General features: G+C 62.6%; 25 protein-coding genes. All 25 read left to right on the top strand.

The genetic code is table 11. The features are described from left to right. The coding region (locus AC5P6X_RS21325; protein WP_495213346.1) for an EF-Tu C-terminal domain-related protein at positions 1–472 on the top strand (472 nt) is incomplete at its 5' end. Positions 473–804: 332 nt separating this feature from the next. Continuing rightward, a complete protein-coding gene (gene rpsJ, locus AC5P6X_RS21320; RefSeq protein ID WP_005408208.1) occupies positions 805–1,116 on the top strand; it encodes a 30S ribosomal protein S10 in 312 nt (103 codons plus the stop codon). An 11-nt stretch (positions 1,117–1,127) separates the two neighbouring features. Next, positions 1,128–1,778, top strand: a complete 651-nt coding sequence (rplC, locus tag AC5P6X_RS21315) for a 50S ribosomal protein L3 (RefSeq protein WP_004145336.1) — start codon at positions 1,128–1,130, stop codon at positions 1,776–1,778. 12 nt (positions 1,779–1,790) lie between these two features. Further along, entirely contained in the window at positions 1,791–2,396 is a 606-nt protein-coding gene (gene rplD, locus AC5P6X_RS21310; protein WP_004145337.1) for a 50S ribosomal protein L4, read from the top strand. Then, positions 2,393–2,692: a 50S ribosomal protein L23 gene (gene rplW, locus AC5P6X_RS21305; RefSeq protein WP_004145338.1), complete on the top strand. Its 300-nt coding sequence runs from the start codon at positions 2,393–2,395 to the stop codon at positions 2,690–2,692. Before rplD ends, rplW begins: the two co-directional genes overlap by 4 nt. Positions 2,693–2,702: 10 nt before the next feature. Continuing rightward, a complete protein-coding gene (gene rplB / locus AC5P6X_RS21300; protein ID WP_004145339.1) occupies positions 2,703–3,530 on the top strand; it encodes a 50S ribosomal protein L2 in 828 nt (275 codons plus the stop codon). A 6-nt stretch (positions 3,531–3,536) separates the two neighbouring features. After that, a complete protein-coding gene (rpsS, locus tag AC5P6X_RS21295) occupies positions 3,537–3,806 on the top strand; it encodes a 30S ribosomal protein S19 (protein WP_004154485.1) in 270 nt (89 codons plus the stop codon). Positions 3,807–3,818: 12 nt separating this feature from the next. Further along, a complete protein-coding gene (gene rplV / locus AC5P6X_RS21290) occupies positions 3,819–4,154 on the top strand; it encodes a 50S ribosomal protein L22 (protein ID WP_004145348.1) in 336 nt (111 codons plus the stop codon). 18 nt (positions 4,155–4,172) lie between these two features. After that, a complete protein-coding gene (rpsC, locus tag AC5P6X_RS21285; protein WP_004145350.1) occupies positions 4,173–4,907 on the top strand; it encodes a 30S ribosomal protein S3 in 735 nt (244 codons plus the stop codon). 5 nt (positions 4,908–4,912) lie between these two features. Beyond that, a complete protein-coding gene (gene rplP / locus AC5P6X_RS21280; protein ID WP_004154486.1) occupies positions 4,913–5,326 on the top strand; it encodes a 50S ribosomal protein L16 in 414 nt (137 codons plus the stop codon). Next, on the top strand, positions 5,326–5,511 hold the full coding sequence (gene rpmC, locus AC5P6X_RS21275; protein WP_004154487.1) for a 50S ribosomal protein L29: 186 nt from the start codon (positions 5,326–5,328) through the stop codon (positions 5,509–5,511). The genes rplP and rpmC overlap by 1 nt, the downstream gene beginning before the upstream one ends. Positions 5,512–5,522: 11 nt before the next feature. Further along, a complete protein-coding gene (gene rpsQ / locus AC5P6X_RS21270) occupies positions 5,523–5,792 on the top strand; it encodes a 30S ribosomal protein S17 (protein WP_004154489.1) in 270 nt (89 codons plus the stop codon). A gap of 11 nt (positions 5,793–5,803) precedes the next feature. Then, positions 5,804–6,172 carry a 50S ribosomal protein L14 gene (rplN, locus tag AC5P6X_RS21265; protein WP_004145357.1) on the top strand — a complete coding sequence of 123 codons (369 nt, stop codon included), beginning with the start codon at positions 5,804–5,806 and terminating at the stop codon, positions 6,170–6,172. Between the two features lie 16 nt (positions 6,173–6,188). Continuing rightward, complete coding sequence (rplX, locus tag AC5P6X_RS21260) at positions 6,189–6,506, top strand: 50S ribosomal protein L24 (RefSeq protein WP_004154490.1); 318 nt, start codon at positions 6,189–6,191, stop codon at positions 6,504–6,506. An 11-nt stretch (positions 6,507–6,517) separates the two neighbouring features. Then, positions 6,518–7,060: a 50S ribosomal protein L5 gene (gene rplE, locus AC5P6X_RS21255; RefSeq protein WP_004154491.1), complete on the top strand. Its 543-nt coding sequence runs from the start codon at positions 6,518–6,520 to the stop codon at positions 7,058–7,060. Positions 7,061–7,078: 18 nt separating this feature from the next. Next, on the top strand, positions 7,079–7,384 hold the full coding sequence (gene rpsN, locus AC5P6X_RS21250) for a 30S ribosomal protein S14 (protein ID WP_005408209.1): 306 nt from the start codon (positions 7,079–7,081) through the stop codon (positions 7,382–7,384). A 258-nt stretch (positions 7,385–7,642) separates the two neighbouring features. After that, a complete protein-coding gene (rpsH, locus tag AC5P6X_RS21245; protein ID WP_005408210.1) occupies positions 7,643–8,041 on the top strand; it encodes a 30S ribosomal protein S8 in 399 nt (132 codons plus the stop codon). A gap of 18 nt (positions 8,042–8,059) precedes the next feature. After that, positions 8,060–8,584, top strand: a complete 525-nt coding sequence (gene rplF / locus AC5P6X_RS21240; RefSeq protein ID WP_005408211.1) for a 50S ribosomal protein L6 — start codon at positions 8,060–8,062, stop codon at positions 8,582–8,584. Between the two features lie 80 nt (positions 8,585–8,664). Continuing rightward, positions 8,665–9,024, top strand: a complete 360-nt coding sequence (gene rplR / locus AC5P6X_RS21235) for a 50S ribosomal protein L18 (protein ID WP_024957318.1) — start codon at positions 8,665–8,667, stop codon at positions 9,022–9,024. 161 nt (positions 9,025–9,185) lie between these two features. Next, positions 9,186–9,728 (top strand): 30S ribosomal protein S5, encoded by a 543-nt coding sequence (gene rpsE, locus AC5P6X_RS21230; RefSeq protein ID WP_005408213.1) that lies wholly within the window; start codon positions 9,186–9,188, stop codon positions 9,726–9,728. Then, positions 9,721–9,912 carry a 50S ribosomal protein L30 gene (rpmD, locus tag AC5P6X_RS21225; protein WP_005408214.1) on the top strand — a complete coding sequence of 64 codons (192 nt, stop codon included), beginning with the start codon at positions 9,721–9,723 and terminating at the stop codon, positions 9,910–9,912. Before rpsE ends, rpmD begins: the two co-directional genes overlap by 8 nt. A gap of 6 nt (positions 9,913–9,918) precedes the next feature. Beyond that, positions 9,919–10,362 carry a 50S ribosomal protein L15 gene (gene rplO, locus AC5P6X_RS21220; RefSeq protein ID WP_004154498.1) on the top strand — a complete coding sequence of 148 codons (444 nt, stop codon included), beginning with the start codon at positions 9,919–9,921 and terminating at the stop codon, positions 10,360–10,362. Positions 10,363–10,369: 7 nt separating this feature from the next. After that, entirely contained in the window at positions 10,370–11,737 is a 1,368-nt protein-coding gene (gene secY, locus AC5P6X_RS21215; protein ID WP_005408215.1) for a preprotein translocase subunit SecY, read from the top strand. 347 nt (positions 11,738–12,084) lie between these two features. Beyond that, on the top strand, positions 12,085–12,441 hold the full coding sequence (rpsM, locus tag AC5P6X_RS21210) for a 30S ribosomal protein S13 (RefSeq protein WP_004154500.1): 357 nt from the start codon (positions 12,085–12,087) through the stop codon (positions 12,439–12,441). An 11-nt stretch (positions 12,442–12,452) separates the two neighbouring features. Next, a complete protein-coding gene (gene rpsK, locus AC5P6X_RS21205) occupies positions 12,453–12,842 on the top strand; it encodes a 30S ribosomal protein S11 (RefSeq protein ID WP_004145443.1) in 390 nt (129 codons plus the stop codon). The last annotated feature ends 13 nt before the right edge of the window (positions 12,843–12,855 follow it).

Raw genomic sequence — 12,855 nt, 5'->3', positions numbered from 1 at the left:
GGTTGGCGACGAAATCGAAATCGTCGGCATCCGTCCGGTGCAGAAGACCACCGTGACCGGCGTTGAAATGTTCCGCAAGCTGCTGGACCAGGGTCAGGCAGGCGACAACGCTGGCCTGCTGCTGCGCGGCACCAAGCGTGATGACGTCGAGCGTGGCCAGGTCCTGGCCAAGCCGGGTTCGATCAAGCCGCACACCAAGTTCGAAGGCGAAGTGTACGTCCTGTCGAAGGACGAGGGCGGCCGTCACACCCCGTTCTTCAACGGCTACCGTCCGCAGTTCTACTTCCGCACCACCGACATCACCGGCGCAGCTGCTCTGCCGGAAGGCGTCGAAATGGTGATGCCGGGTGACAACGTCAAGATGGTCGTCACCCTGATCAACCCGGTGGCAATGGACGAAGGCCTGCGCTTCGCCATCCGCGAAGGCGGCCGTACCGTCGGCGCCGGCGTGGTCTCGAAGATCATCGAGTAATCTGGTAGTATCTGCGCCCCGATGTTGCCTGGGTAGGGCATCGGGGCGTATCAAATGGGAAAGCAGGCACAGGATGTGCCTTGTGTTCCCCGGACCAGGAAGGGTCAATGCCATTCAGGCGGCGTCAACAGGCGACTGTTGACAGCTGCCTTGCGTGCCATTATGCTTCTACGTCTGGGCAGGCCGGGAAACTGGTCTGCCTACGTTTTTGAGGTCTATGGATTGACCTTGGCGGCCTGCAGGAGTGCGGGCCGTCCGTATTCAGGAATTTCATGGGGCAAAGCAACCCAGAGGCTTTGTCTGTCGCTCTTTTAACGAAGGAACCTACCGCCATGGCGGACCAAAAGATCCGGATCCGGCTGAAAGCGTTCGATCATCGTCTGATCGACCGTTCGGCCAGCGAGATCGTTGAAACGGCAAAGCGGACCGGCGCGCAAGTGCGTGGCCCGATCCCGCTGCCGACCAAGATCGAGCGTTACACCGTTCTCGTCTCCCCGCACGTCGACAAGGACGCGCGTGACCAGTACGAGACCCGCACGCACAAGCGCGTGCTCGATATCGTTGACCCGAATGACAAGACCGTGGACGCGCTGATGAAGCTCGAACTGGCTGCCGGCGTCGACGTTCAGATCAAGCTGACCTGAGGACTACGACCATGACGAAGAAGTATTCGTTGGGCTTCGTGGGCCGCAAGGCTGGCATGAGCCGCGTGTTCACTGAAGATGGCCGCTCCATCCCGGTGACCCTGATCGAAGCAACCCCGAACCGCATCGCGCAGATCAAGACCGTCGAAACCGACGGCTACAGCGCCGTGCAGGTGACCGTCGGCGCGCGTCGCGCTGCCCTGGTCAACAAGCCGGAAGCCGGCCACTTCGCCAAGGCGAAGGTGGAAGCGGGTCGTGGCCTGTGGGAATTCCGCGTTGAAGACGCGCAGCTCGGCGATTTCGCCGTTGGCGGCGAAGTCAAGGCGGACATCTTCGAAGTCGGCCAGATCGTCGACGTCCAGGGTGTCACCAAGGGTAAGGGCTTCCAGGGCACCATCAAGCGCCACAACTTCCGTATGGGCGATGCAACCCACGGTAACTCGCTGTCGCATCGCGCGCCGGGTTCGCTGGGTCAGCGCCAGACCCCGGGTCGCGTTTTCCCGGGCAAGAAGATGTCGGGCCACATGGGCGCGGTGCAGCAGAGCACCCAGAACCTGGAAGTGGTCAAGGTCGACGTCGAGCGCGGTCTGATCGCCGTTCGCGGCGCCGTTCCGGGCGCGGCGGGTGGCGACGTGATCGTCCGTCCGGCGAGCAAGGCATAAGGAGAGATGACGATGGAACTCGTTATCACGGGTAGCAACAACAAGGTCTCGGTCTCCGACGCCGTGTTCGGTCGCGATTTCAGCGAAGATCTGGTCCACCAGGTCGTCGTTGCCTACCGCAACGCCGGTCGCGCCGGCACCAAGGCACAGAAGACTCGCTCCGAAGTGGCTGGTACCACCAAGAAGTCGAAGAAGCAGAAGGGCGGCGGCGCGCGTCATGGCGCACTGACGGCTCCGATCTTCGTCGGCGGCGGTGTCACCTTCGCGGCCAAGCCGCGCAGCTTCGAGCAGAAGGTCAATCGTAAGCAGTACCGTGCCGCCATGTGCGCGATCCTGTCCGAGCTGAACCGTCAGGGCCGTCTGACCATCGTGGAGTCCTTCGATGTCGAAGTGACCAACACGAAGGGTCTGATCGCCAAGCTGGCCGGCCTGGAAGTGGGCAAGCGCCCGCTGATCGTCACCGAAGAAGCGTCCGAGCACCTGTACCTGTCCGCCCGCAATCTGCCGTACGTGCAGGTGCGTGACGTCCAGGGTCTGGATCCGGTCTCGCTGGTGGGTGCCGACACGGTCGTCATCACCGCTGACGCGGTCAAGAAGGTCGAGGAGTGGCTGGCATGAACAGCAACGAAAAAATCTTCAGCGTGCTGCGTGCCCCGCGTGTCTCCGAAAAGACCGCGCGCCTGCAGGAACTCTCCAACCAGTATGTCTTCGAAGTTTCGAACGAAGCCACCAAGGCCGATGTAAAGGCCGCGGTTGAGCAGCTGTTCGACGTCAAGGTCGAAGCCGTCAACGTGGTCAACGTCAAGGGCAAGAACAAGTCCTTCCGTAACCGTGCTGGCCGCCGCGGCGATTGGCGCAAGGCGTACGTTCGCCTGGCCGATGGCCAGTCGATCGATGTAACGGCCAAGGCCTGAGGTACATCCCATGCCATTGATGAAATTCAAGCCCACTTCCCCCGGCCGCCGTTCGGCCGTGCGCGTGGTCACTCCCGACCTGCACAAGGGTGCTCCGCACGCCGCGCTGGTCGAGTCGCAGAGCCGCTCGGGTGGTCGTAACCACCATGGCCGCATCACCGTGCGTCACGTCGGTGGTGGTGCCAAGCAGCACTACCGCATCATCGACTTCAAGCGCAACAAGCTGGGCATCCCGGCGCGCGTGGAACGCATCGAATACGATCCGAACCGCACCGCGCACATCGCTCTGCTGTGCTACGTCGACGGTGAGCGTCGCTACATCATCGCCCCGAAGGGCCTGAAGGCCGGTGATCAGGTGATCGCTGGTTCGGATGCCCCGATCAAGGCTGGCAACACCCTGCCGCTGCGCAACATCCCGGTCGGCACCACCATCCACTGCATCGAACTGAAGCCGGGCAAGGGCGCTCAGATCGCTCGCGCCGCTGGTGCGGCCGTGCAGCTGGTGGCTCGCGAAGGCATCTACGCCACCCTGCGCCTGCGCTCGGGTGAAATGCGCAAGGTTCCGGTCGAGTGCTGCGCCACCATCGGCGAAGTCGGCAACGACGAGCACAGCCTGGAAAAGCTGGGCAAGGCCGGTGCCAAGCGTTGGCGCGGCGTCCGCCCGACCGTTCGTGGTGCTGCCATGAACCCGGTTGACCACCCGCACGGTGGTGGTGAGGCGAAGGCCGGCCAGGGTAACCCGCATCCGGTCACCCCGTGGGGTGTCCCGACCAAGGGTTACAAGACGCGCCATAACAAGCGCACTCAGCAGTTCATCGTCCGCGATCGTAGGGGCTAATCGACCATGGCACGTTCACTCAAGAAGGGCCCGTTCGTCGATCACCACCTCGTCAAGAAGGTGGAGGCCGCTGCGGGCAGCAAGAAGCCGATCAAGACCTGGTCGCGCCGTTCGATGATCCTGCCTGACATGGTAGGCGTCACCATTGCCGTGCATAACGGCAAGAACCACATCCCGGTTCTCGTCAACGAGAACATGGTCGGCCACAAGCTCGGCGAATTTGCCATCACCCGGACCTTCAAGGGTCACGGTGGTGACAAGAAGTCGGGCAAGTAAGGAGAGATGACAATGGAAGCGAAAGCCATCCTGCGCACTGCGCGCATCTCCCCGCAGAAGGCTCGTCTGGTCGCTGACCAGGTGCGCGGTCTGCCGGCCGAGCGTGCGGTCAACCTGCTGAAGTTCTCGGACAAGAAGGCTGCCCACCTGATCAAGAAGGTGGTGGAGTCGGCTATTGCCAACGCCGAGAACAACCAGGGCGCCGACGTCGACGAGCTGAAGGTTCAGACCATCATGGTTGATGAAGGTCCGACCCTGAAGCGTTTCATGGCGCGGGCGAAAGGCCGCGGTACCCGCATCCTCAAGCGCACCAGCCACATCACTGTGGTTGTGGGCGCCGCCAAGTAAGCGGATAAGGAAAAGACCATGGGTCATAAAGTTCATCCGATTGGTATCCGCCTCGGCATTTCCAAGGACTGGAACTCCAAGTGGTACGCCAACAAGGCCGAGTTCGCTGGTTACCTGGCAGCCGACCTGAAAGTGCGCGAAATGCTGCGCAAGAAGCTGGCTCAGGCCGGCATCAGCAAGATCCTGATCGAGCGTCCGGCCAAGACCGCTCGCGTGACGATCCACACCGCCCGTCCGGGCGTGGTGATCGGCAAGCGCGGTGAGGACATCGAGAAGCTGCGCAAGGAAGTGAGCGAGATGATGGGCGTCCCGGCGCACATCAACGTCACCGAAGTGCGCAAGCCGGAACTGGACGCGCAGCTCGTTGCCGAGTCGATCGCCCAGCAGCTGGAGCGTCGCATCATGTTCCGCCGCGCAATGAAGCGCTCGGTCGGCAACGCGATGCGCCTGGGTGCCCTGGGCATCAAGGTCAACGTGGGTGGCCGCCTCAACGGTGCAGAAATCGCCCGTTCGGAGTGGTACCGCGAAGGCCGCGTGCCGCTGCACACCCTGCGTGCCGACATCGACTATGGCTTCGCTGAAGCCAAGACGACCTACGGCATCATCGGCATCAAGGTCTGGATCTACAAGGGCGAGGTCTTCGATTTCTCCCAGGTTGGCCAGGAAAAGCAGGACGACACCCCGTCGCGCAACGATCGTCACGATCGCGGCGACCGTGGTGACCGTCAGCGCCCGGCCCGTGAAGCGAGGTAACGACAATGTTGCAACCCAAGCGAACCAAGTACCGCAAGGTACACAAGGGCCGTAACGATGGCCTGAGCTGGAGCGCCAACGCTGTCAGCTTCGGCGAATACGGCCTGAAGGCAACCGCACACGGTCAGCTGACCGCGCGTCAGATCGAAGCGGCCCGCCGCTCGATCAGCCGCTACGTCAAGCGCGGCGGCAAGATGTGGATCCGCGTGTTCCCCGACAAGCCCATCACCAAGAAGCCCATCGAAGTCCGAATGGGTTCTGGTAAGGGTAACGTGGAATACTGGGTGGCCCAGATCCAGCCCGGCCGCATGATCTATGAAATCGAGGGTGTTTCCGAGGAAGTGGCTCGCGAGGCGTTCCGCCTGGCCGCCGCCAAACTCTCGGTCACCACCACTTTCGTGACCCGTACGGTGCGCTGATGGATATCAAAACTCTCCGTGAAAAGTCGGCTGACGAACTCAAGGCCCACCTGATCGACCTGCGTAAGGAACAGTTCTCTGTCCGTATGCAGCAGGTCACCGGCCAGCTGCCGAAGACCCACGACATTCGCCGGGTCCGTCGCGAGATTGCTCGCGTCAAGACCCTGCTCGGCAGCACGAAGTAAGGATGGCCGCTATGAGCGACAATACTGAAAAGAAGACGCTGCGCACGGTCGAAGGCCGTGTCGTCAGCAACAAGATGGACAAGACGGTTACCGTCCTGGTTGAGCGTCAGGTCAAGCACGCGCTGTACGGCAAGTACATCAAGCGCTCGACGAAGCTGCACGCCCACGATGCCGACAACGCCTGCAAGGAAGGCGATGTCGTCCGCGTGACCGAGATTGCTCCGATGTCCAAGACCAAGAACTGGCGCGTGGTGGAAGTCATCACGCGCGCGGCTGAATAAGGAGCTGAATCATGATCCAGATGCAGAGCTACCTTGACGTCGCGGACAATTCGGGTGCCAAGCAGGTGATGTGCTTCAAGGTGCTGGGTGGTTCCAAGCGCCGTTACGCCGGCATCGGCGACATCATCAAGGTCACCGTGAAGGATGCGATTCCGCGCGGCAAGGTCAAGAAGGGTGAAGTGTATGACGCCGTCGTGGTGCGTACCCGCAAGGGTGTGCGTCGCGCCGACGGCTCGCTGATCCGCTTCGACGGCAACGCTGCCGTTCTGCTGAACAGCAAGCAGGAGCCGATCGGTACCCGTATCTTCGGGCCGGTGACCCGTGAACTTCGTTCGGAGAAGTTCATGAAGATCGTCTCGCTCGCTCCCGAAGTGCTGTGAGCGACAGGAGATAATCATGGCTAACCGTATCAAGAAGGGCGACCAGGTTGTCGTCAACGCTGGCAAGGACAAGGGCAAGCAGGGCGAAGTCGTCCGCGTCGACGGCGACCGTGTGGTCGTCGCCAACGTGAACATCGTCAAGCGCCACACCAAGCCGAACCCGCAGGCAGGTGTTGCCGGCGGCGTGGTCGAGCGCGAAGCTTCGATCCATATCTCCAACGTGAATGTTCTGAACCCGGCTTCGGGCAAGGGCGAACGCGTTGGCTTCAAGGTGCTGGAGGATGGACGCAAACTGCGTGTGTTCCGCTCCAGCGGTGAGGCGCTCGACGCCTGAGGAATGAGAAGATGAGTTCCCGTCTCGAAAAGTTCTACAAGGACGAAGTGGTGCCGGCGCTGATGAAGCAGTTCGGCTACACCAATCCGATGGAAGTGCCGAAGCTGGTCAAGGTCACCCTGAACATGGGTGTCGGCGAAGCGGCCACCAACAAGAAGATCCTGGAAAACGCCGTCGGCGACATGACCAAGATTTCCGGCCAGAAGCCGGTTGTCACCAAGTCGCGTGTGTCGGTTGCGTCGTTCAAGATCCGCGATGGTTGGCCGATCGGCTGCAAGACCACGCTGCGTCGCCACAAGATGTACGAGTTCCTGGATCGCCTGATCAACATCTCGCTGCCGCGCGTGCGCGACTTCCGTGGTGTTTCCGGTCGTTCCTTCGACGGCCGCGGCAACTTCAACATGGGTGTGAAGGAGCAGATCATCTTCCCGGAAATCGACTTCGACGCCGTCGACGCGATCCGCGGTATGGATATCGCCATCACCACCACTGCGAAGACCGACGCGGAAGCGAAGGCGCTGCTGGCAGCGTTCAAGTTCCCGTTCCGTAACTGATCTGTCGAGGAAACCGAAATGGCAAAGACCTCCATGGTCAACCGCGACATCAAGCGGGAAAAGCTGGCAAAGAAGTACGCTGAAAAGCGTGCAGCTCTGAAGAAGATCGTGTCCTCCGTGGACGCGACCTACGAAGAGAAGATCGACGCCGCAACCAAGCTGGCCAAGCTGCCGCGCGATTCGTCGCCGAGCCGCCAGCGCAACCGTTGCGAGCTGTCGGGTCGTCCGCGTGGCGTCTACAGCAAGTTCGGCCTGGGCCGTAACAAGCTGCGTGAAGCCACCATGCGTGGCGACGTCCCGGGTCTGCGCAAGGCCAGCTGGTAATCCCAGCCGGCCCTGCGATCAGGAGCCCCTTCGGGGGTTCCTGAACCGGGCAGGGGAGGCATTCAGCTTTCCCGATGCAAAAAAACCGAAGAGCCCGGCGCAAGCCGGGCTCTTTTGGCGTATACTCCCGCGTCTTGCCCTGTGCAGACGGGGTTGTAGGAGTGGGCTTCCGGCCCGCTGCAACAAGGGACCTGGCCCGTTTCCAGGAGACAACAGATTTTCGCGAAAGCGGATATCGGTGCACTCAAAGGTACTCATATGAGCATGACTGATCCCATCGCCGACCTGCTGGTCCGCATCAAGAATGCGGCCGCGGTTGGCAAGCAGACGGTGAAAGCCCCGTCGTCCAAGATCAAGGTTGCGATTGCCCAGGTCCTGAAGGACGAGGGTTACATCACCGACCTGCGCGTGACCCAGCTGGAAAACAACAAGTCCGAGCTGGAAATCGTGCTGAAGTATTTCGAAGGCAAGCCGGTCATCGCGACCCTGAAGCGCTTCTCGCGTTCGGGCCTGCGCCAGTACCGCGGCAAGAGCGAGCTGCCGAAGGTCATGAACGGCCTGGGTATCTCCATCATTTCCACCTCCAAGGGCATCATGACTGATGCGCAGGCGCGCCAGCTGGGCGTCGGCGGCGAAGTCCTGTGCTTCGTGGCCTAAGGCGAAAGGAGTAGAACTATGTCCCGCGTAGCCAAGAAGCCGATCGACCTGGGTAAGGTTGAACTGAACGTCCAGTCGGACAGCGTCACCGCCAAGGGCCCGAAGGGCACCCTGTCGCTGGCCAAGCCGGCCGGTATTGCCATCAACGTCGACAACGGCGTTGCCACCCTGAGCACCGAGAACGCCGACCTGGTCGCACTGACCGGTACCGTGCGTGCGATCCTGTCCAACATGGTCAAGGGCGTGTCCGAAGGCTTCGAGCGCAAGCTGGAGCTGGTCGGCGTGGGTTACCGCGCTGCCATGCAGGGCAAGGACCTGAGCCTGTCGCTGGGCTTCTCGCACCCGGTCGTGTTCGTGGCGCCGGAAGGCATCACCCTGTCGACCCCGACCCAGACCGAGATCCTGGTCCAGGGCGCTGACAAGCAGGTCGTCGGTGAAGTTGCCGCCAAGATCCGTGCGTTCCGCAAGCCGGAGCCGTACAAGGGCAAGGGCGTGAAGTACTCCGACGAAGTCATCATCCGTAAGGAAGCCAAGAAGGCATAAGCGCGAGTCCCTCGCAAGAGCCCGCACATCCCTGTGCGGACTTCTCAGGGAAAAGCTCTTCCTTCAGCTTTCAAGGAATAATCAAAATGAACAAGAACATCGCCCGCCTGCGTCGCGCCAAGTCGACCCGCGCCCACATCCGTGAGCTCGGCGTCGCCCGCCTGTCGGTGCTGCGCACCGGCCAGCACCTGTACGCCCAGGTCTTCACCGCCGACGGTTCCAAGGTGCTGGCTGCCGCCAACACCACCCAGACCGACGTCATGGAAGGCCTGAAGAACGGCAAGAACGCCGATGCCGCCGCCAAGGTTGGCCGCATCGTCGCCGAGCGCGCCAAGGCCGCCGGCGTCGAGAAGGTTGCCTTCGATCGTTCGGGCTACCGCTACCACGGCCGCATCAAGGCCCTGGCAGAAGCGGCCCGCGAAGCCGGTCTGCAGTTCTAAGGGACAAGGGCAGGGGGCCATTGGCCTCCTGCCTGCCTGCTCGCCAGCCTGAGTGAGGCTGGACGGCGCCGCTCTTCTGCAGCGGCCCACCGGAACGCCGCGTCACGCCACAACCATAAGCGGCTTCGAGCCGTACATACCCAAACAACCAAGGAATCAACATGGCAGAAGAGCGTCAGCAGCGGGGTCGCGATCGCGACCGTAACCGCGAAGAGAAGATCGACGACGGCATGATCGAAAAGCTGGTCGCGGTCAACCGCGTCAGCAAGACCGTCAAGGGTGGCCGCCAGTTCACCTTCACCGCCCTGACCGTTGTCGGCGACGGCGAAGGCAAGGTCGGTTTCGGTTATGGCAAGGCCCGCGAAGTGCCGGTCGCCATCCAGAAGTCGATGGAACAGGCCCGCAAGAACCTGGTCAGCGTTGACCTGAACAACGGCACCCTGTGGCACACCATCAAGGATGGTCACGGCGCAGCCCGCGTGTTCATGCAGCCGGCTTCGGAAGGTACCGGCGTCATCGCCGGCGGTGCCATGCGCGCCGTGCTGGAAGCGGTTGGCGTGAAGAACGTGCTGGCCAAGGCCACCGGTTCGCGCAACCCGATCAACCTGGTGCGTGCCACCGTGAAGGGCCTGTCTGCTGCGCAGTCGCCGGCCCGCATCGCGGCCAAGCGCGGCAAGAAGGTGGAGGAACTCAACCATGGCTAATGAGTCCAACAAGACTGTCAAGGTCCGCCTGGTGCGTGGCCTGCGTGGCACCCAGTCGCGTCACCGCCTGTCGGTGCGTGCCCTGGGCCTGAACAAGCTCAACGATGTGCGTGAACTGAAGGACAGCCCGCAGGTGCGCGGCCTGATCAACAAGGTTCAGTACCTCGTCCAGGTTGAGGAGTAATCGACCATGACTCTGCGTCTCAATGAACTGAGCCCGGCACCGGGCGCCCGCACCGAGCGTACCCGCGTCGGTCGCGGTATCGGCTCGGGCCTGGGCAAGACTGCCGGCCGCGGCCACAAGGGTTCGTTCGCCCGCAAGGGTGGCGGCAAGATCAAGGCTGGCTTCGAAGGCGGCCAGACCCCCATGCAGCGTCGTCTGCCGAAGATCGGCTTCCGTTCGCCGATCGCCAAGGACACCGCTGAAGTGCTGCTGTACGCGCTGGACAAGCTGCCGGCCGGTGAGATCGACTTCGCCGCCCTGCGTGCTGCCAAGCTGGTCCCGAGCACTGCCAAGAAGGCCAAGGTCGTCGTCAAGGGCGAAGTGACCAAGGCGTTCACCCTGAAGGGTATTGCTGCCACGGCGGGTGCCAAGGCCGCGATCGAAGCTGCCGGCGGCAGCGTAACGGAGTAAGAAAATCATGGCGCAAGCTGGCATCGGTAACCTCGCGGGCGGAATGGGCAAGTTCACTGAACTTCGCCAACGTTTGCTGTTCGTCGTCGGGGCTTTGATCGTCTATCGCATCGGCTGCTACGTGCCGGTGCCGGGCGTCAATCCCGATGCCATGCTTGCCATGATGCAACAGCAGGGCGGCGGCATCGTGGACATGTTCAACATGTTCTCGGGCGGCGCCCTGCACCGTTTCAGCATCTTCGCGCTGAACGTGATGCCGTACATCTCGGCATCGATCGTGATGCAGCTGGCCGTGCACATCTTCCCCGCCCTGAAGGCGATGCAGAAGGAAGGTGAGTCCGGCCGCCGCAAGATCACCCAGTATTCGCGCATCGGCGCCGTGCTGCTGGCAGTGGTGCAGGGCGGCTCGATCGCGCTGGCCCTGCAGGGCCAGGTTTCGCCGTCGGGCGCTCCGGTCGTATATGCGCCGGGCATGGGCTTCGTGCTCACCGCCGTGGTCGCGCTGACCGCCGGCACCATGTTCCTGATGTGGGTCGGTGAGCAGGTCACCGAGCGCGGCATCGGCAACGGCGTGTCGCTGATCATCTTCGCCGGTATCGTCGCAGGCCTGCCGGGTGCGATCATCCACACCTTCGACGCCTACCGCGACGGCAACATCCAGTTCATCCAGCTGCTGCTGATCGCCATCGTCGTGCTCGCCTTCACCTTCTTCGTGGTGTTCGTCGAGCGTGGCCAGCGCCGGATCACGGTCAACTACGCGCGCCGCCAGGGCGGTCGCAACGCGTACATGAACCAGACCTCGTTCCTGCCGCTGAAGCTCAACATGGCCGGCGTCATCCCGGCGATCTTCGCCTCGAGCCTGCTGGCCTTCCCGGCCACCCTGGCCATGTGGTCCGGCCAGGCTGCCAACCAGAGCAGCTTCGGCCAGGTCCTGCAGAAGGTCGCCAATGCCCTCGGCCCTGGCGAGCCGCTGCACATGATCGTGTTCGCTGCGCTGATCACCGGTTTCGCGTTCTTCTATACCGCGCTGGTGTTCAACTCGCAGGAAACCGCCGACAACCTGAAGAAGTCGGGCGCGCTGATTCCGGGCATCCGTCCGGGCAAGGCCACCGCCGATTACATCGACGGCGTGCTGACCCGCCTGACCGCAGCCGGCTCGGCCTACCTGGTGATCGTCTGCCTGCTGCCGGAACTGATGCGCACGCAGCTGAACGCCTCGTTCTACTTCGGTGGTACTTCGCTGCTGATCGTGGTGGTGGTGGTGATGGACTTCATCGCCCAGGTGCAGGCGCACCTGATGTCCCACCAGTACGAGAGCCTGCTGAAGAAGGCCAACCTGAAGGGCGGCAACCGCGGCGGTTTTGCCCGCGGCTGATTGGCCTGTTATACTTTCGTCTTCCTGACGTGATGGTCCCTCCGCTTCGCGGACTCCGGCCACACAAACGAAGGGCGGCCCTCGCAGCGGTTCCGGGTGGGGGTGTGATGAGGTGGTCCCGCGCTGGAGTAGCGCGGGCGGCCCCGGGGGAAACCCCAGGTCCAACCCCATCCGGCGCCGGAGCCTGGGCACACTCCCCAGGCCGGGTTCATGAAACCAATGGTTTCACGGGCTTCCATGTAAACCGGAACCTTGTTAGTATCGCTAGTTCACTTTTTTGATCCATCCTGCCGGATTGGCGTGCCCGAGGCGCGCTGTCGGCCATCACTCAGCTGGAGAACCGCGTCATGGCGCGTATTGCAGGCGTCAACCTGCCAGCCCAGAAGCATGTCTGGGTCGGGTTGCAAAGCATTTACGGCATCGGCCGTACCCGTTCGAAGAAGGTCTGCGAAGTCGCAGGCGTTGCTTCGACCACCAAGATCCGCGATCTGTCGGAGCCGGAAATCGAGCGCCTGCGCGCCGAAGTCGGCAAGTACATCGTGGAAGGCGATCTGCGCCGTGAGATCGGCATCGCGATCAAGCGCCTGATGGACCTGGGCTGCTACCGCGGCCTGCGTCACCGTCGTGGCCTCCCGCTGCGTGGCCAGCGCACCCGTACCAACGCCCGCACCCGCAAGGGTCCGCGCAAGGCGATCAAGAAGTAAGGGACTGAGAAATGGCTAAGCCCGCTGCTAAGACCAAGAAGAAGATCAAGCGCGTCGTCACCGACGGCGTTGCCCACGTCCACGCTTCGTTCAACAACACCATCGTCACCATCACCGACCGCCAGGGCAACGCTCTGTCGTGGGCGACCTCCGGTGGCGCTGGCTTCCGCGGTTCGCGCAAGTCGACCCCGTTCGCTGCCCAGGTGGCGGCTGAAAAGGCCGGTCGTGCTGCGCTGGACTACGGCGTGAAGTCGCTGGAAGTCCGCATCAAGGGCCCGGGTCCGGGCCGTGAGTCGGCCGTGCGTTCGTTGAACAACGTCGGCTACAAGATCACCAACATCATCGACGTGACGCCTATCCCGCACAACGGGTGCCGTCCGCCGAAGAAGCGTCGCGTCTAAAGGGAGCGATAAG

The sequence above is a fragment of the Stenotrophomonas sp. YJH_SMC_40 genome, from assembly GCF_059368615.1.
This window is presented reverse-complemented; position numbering and strand designations above follow the sequence as displayed.

Coding starts and splice junctions, on each gene's coding strand:
- rpsJ (WP_005408208.1), top strand. CDS start 805: ATGGCGGACCAAAAGATCCGGATCCGGCTGAAAGCGTTCGATCATCGT.
- rplC (WP_004145336.1), top strand. CDS start 1,128: ATGACGAAGAAGTATTCGTTGGGCTTCGTGGGCCGCAAGGCTGGCATG.
- rplD (WP_004145337.1), top strand. CDS start 1,791: ATGGAACTCGTTATCACGGGTAGCAACAACAAGGTCTCGGTCTCCGAC.
- rplW (WP_004145338.1), top strand. CDS start 2,393: ATGAACAGCAACGAAAAAATCTTCAGCGTGCTGCGTGCCCCGCGTGTC.
- rplB (WP_004145339.1), top strand. CDS start 2,703: ATGCCATTGATGAAATTCAAGCCCACTTCCCCCGGCCGCCGTTCGGCC.
- rpsS (WP_004154485.1), top strand. CDS start 3,537: ATGGCACGTTCACTCAAGAAGGGCCCGTTCGTCGATCACCACCTCGTC.
- rplV (WP_004145348.1), top strand. CDS start 3,819: ATGGAAGCGAAAGCCATCCTGCGCACTGCGCGCATCTCCCCGCAGAAG.
- rpsC (WP_004145350.1), top strand. CDS start 4,173: ATGGGTCATAAAGTTCATCCGATTGGTATCCGCCTCGGCATTTCCAAG.
- rplP (WP_004154486.1), top strand. CDS start 4,913: ATGTTGCAACCCAAGCGAACCAAGTACCGCAAGGTACACAAGGGCCGT.
- rpmC (WP_004154487.1), top strand. CDS start 5,326: ATGGATATCAAAACTCTCCGTGAAAAGTCGGCTGACGAACTCAAGGCC.
- rpsQ (WP_004154489.1), top strand. CDS start 5,523: ATGAGCGACAATACTGAAAAGAAGACGCTGCGCACGGTCGAAGGCCGT.
- rplN (WP_004145357.1), top strand. CDS start 5,804: ATGATCCAGATGCAGAGCTACCTTGACGTCGCGGACAATTCGGGTGCC.
- rplX (WP_004154490.1), top strand. CDS start 6,189: ATGGCTAACCGTATCAAGAAGGGCGACCAGGTTGTCGTCAACGCTGGC.
- rplE (WP_004154491.1), top strand. CDS start 6,518: ATGAGTTCCCGTCTCGAAAAGTTCTACAAGGACGAAGTGGTGCCGGCG.
- rpsN (WP_005408209.1), top strand. CDS start 7,079: ATGGCAAAGACCTCCATGGTCAACCGCGACATCAAGCGGGAAAAGCTG.
- rpsH (WP_005408210.1), top strand. CDS start 7,643: ATGAGCATGACTGATCCCATCGCCGACCTGCTGGTCCGCATCAAGAAT.
- rplF (WP_005408211.1), top strand. CDS start 8,060: ATGTCCCGCGTAGCCAAGAAGCCGATCGACCTGGGTAAGGTTGAACTG.
- rpsE (WP_005408213.1), top strand. CDS start 9,186: ATGGCAGAAGAGCGTCAGCAGCGGGGTCGCGATCGCGACCGTAACCGC.
- rpmD (WP_005408214.1), top strand. CDS start 9,721: ATGGCTAATGAGTCCAACAAGACTGTCAAGGTCCGCCTGGTGCGTGGC.
- rplO (WP_004154498.1), top strand. CDS start 9,919: ATGACTCTGCGTCTCAATGAACTGAGCCCGGCACCGGGCGCCCGCACC.
- secY (WP_005408215.1), top strand. CDS start 10,370: ATGGCGCAAGCTGGCATCGGTAACCTCGCGGGCGGAATGGGCAAGTTC.
- rpsM (WP_004154500.1), top strand. CDS start 12,085: ATGGCGCGTATTGCAGGCGTCAACCTGCCAGCCCAGAAGCATGTCTGG.
- rpsK (WP_004145443.1), top strand. CDS start 12,453: ATGGCTAAGCCCGCTGCTAAGACCAAGAAGAAGATCAAGCGCGTCGTC.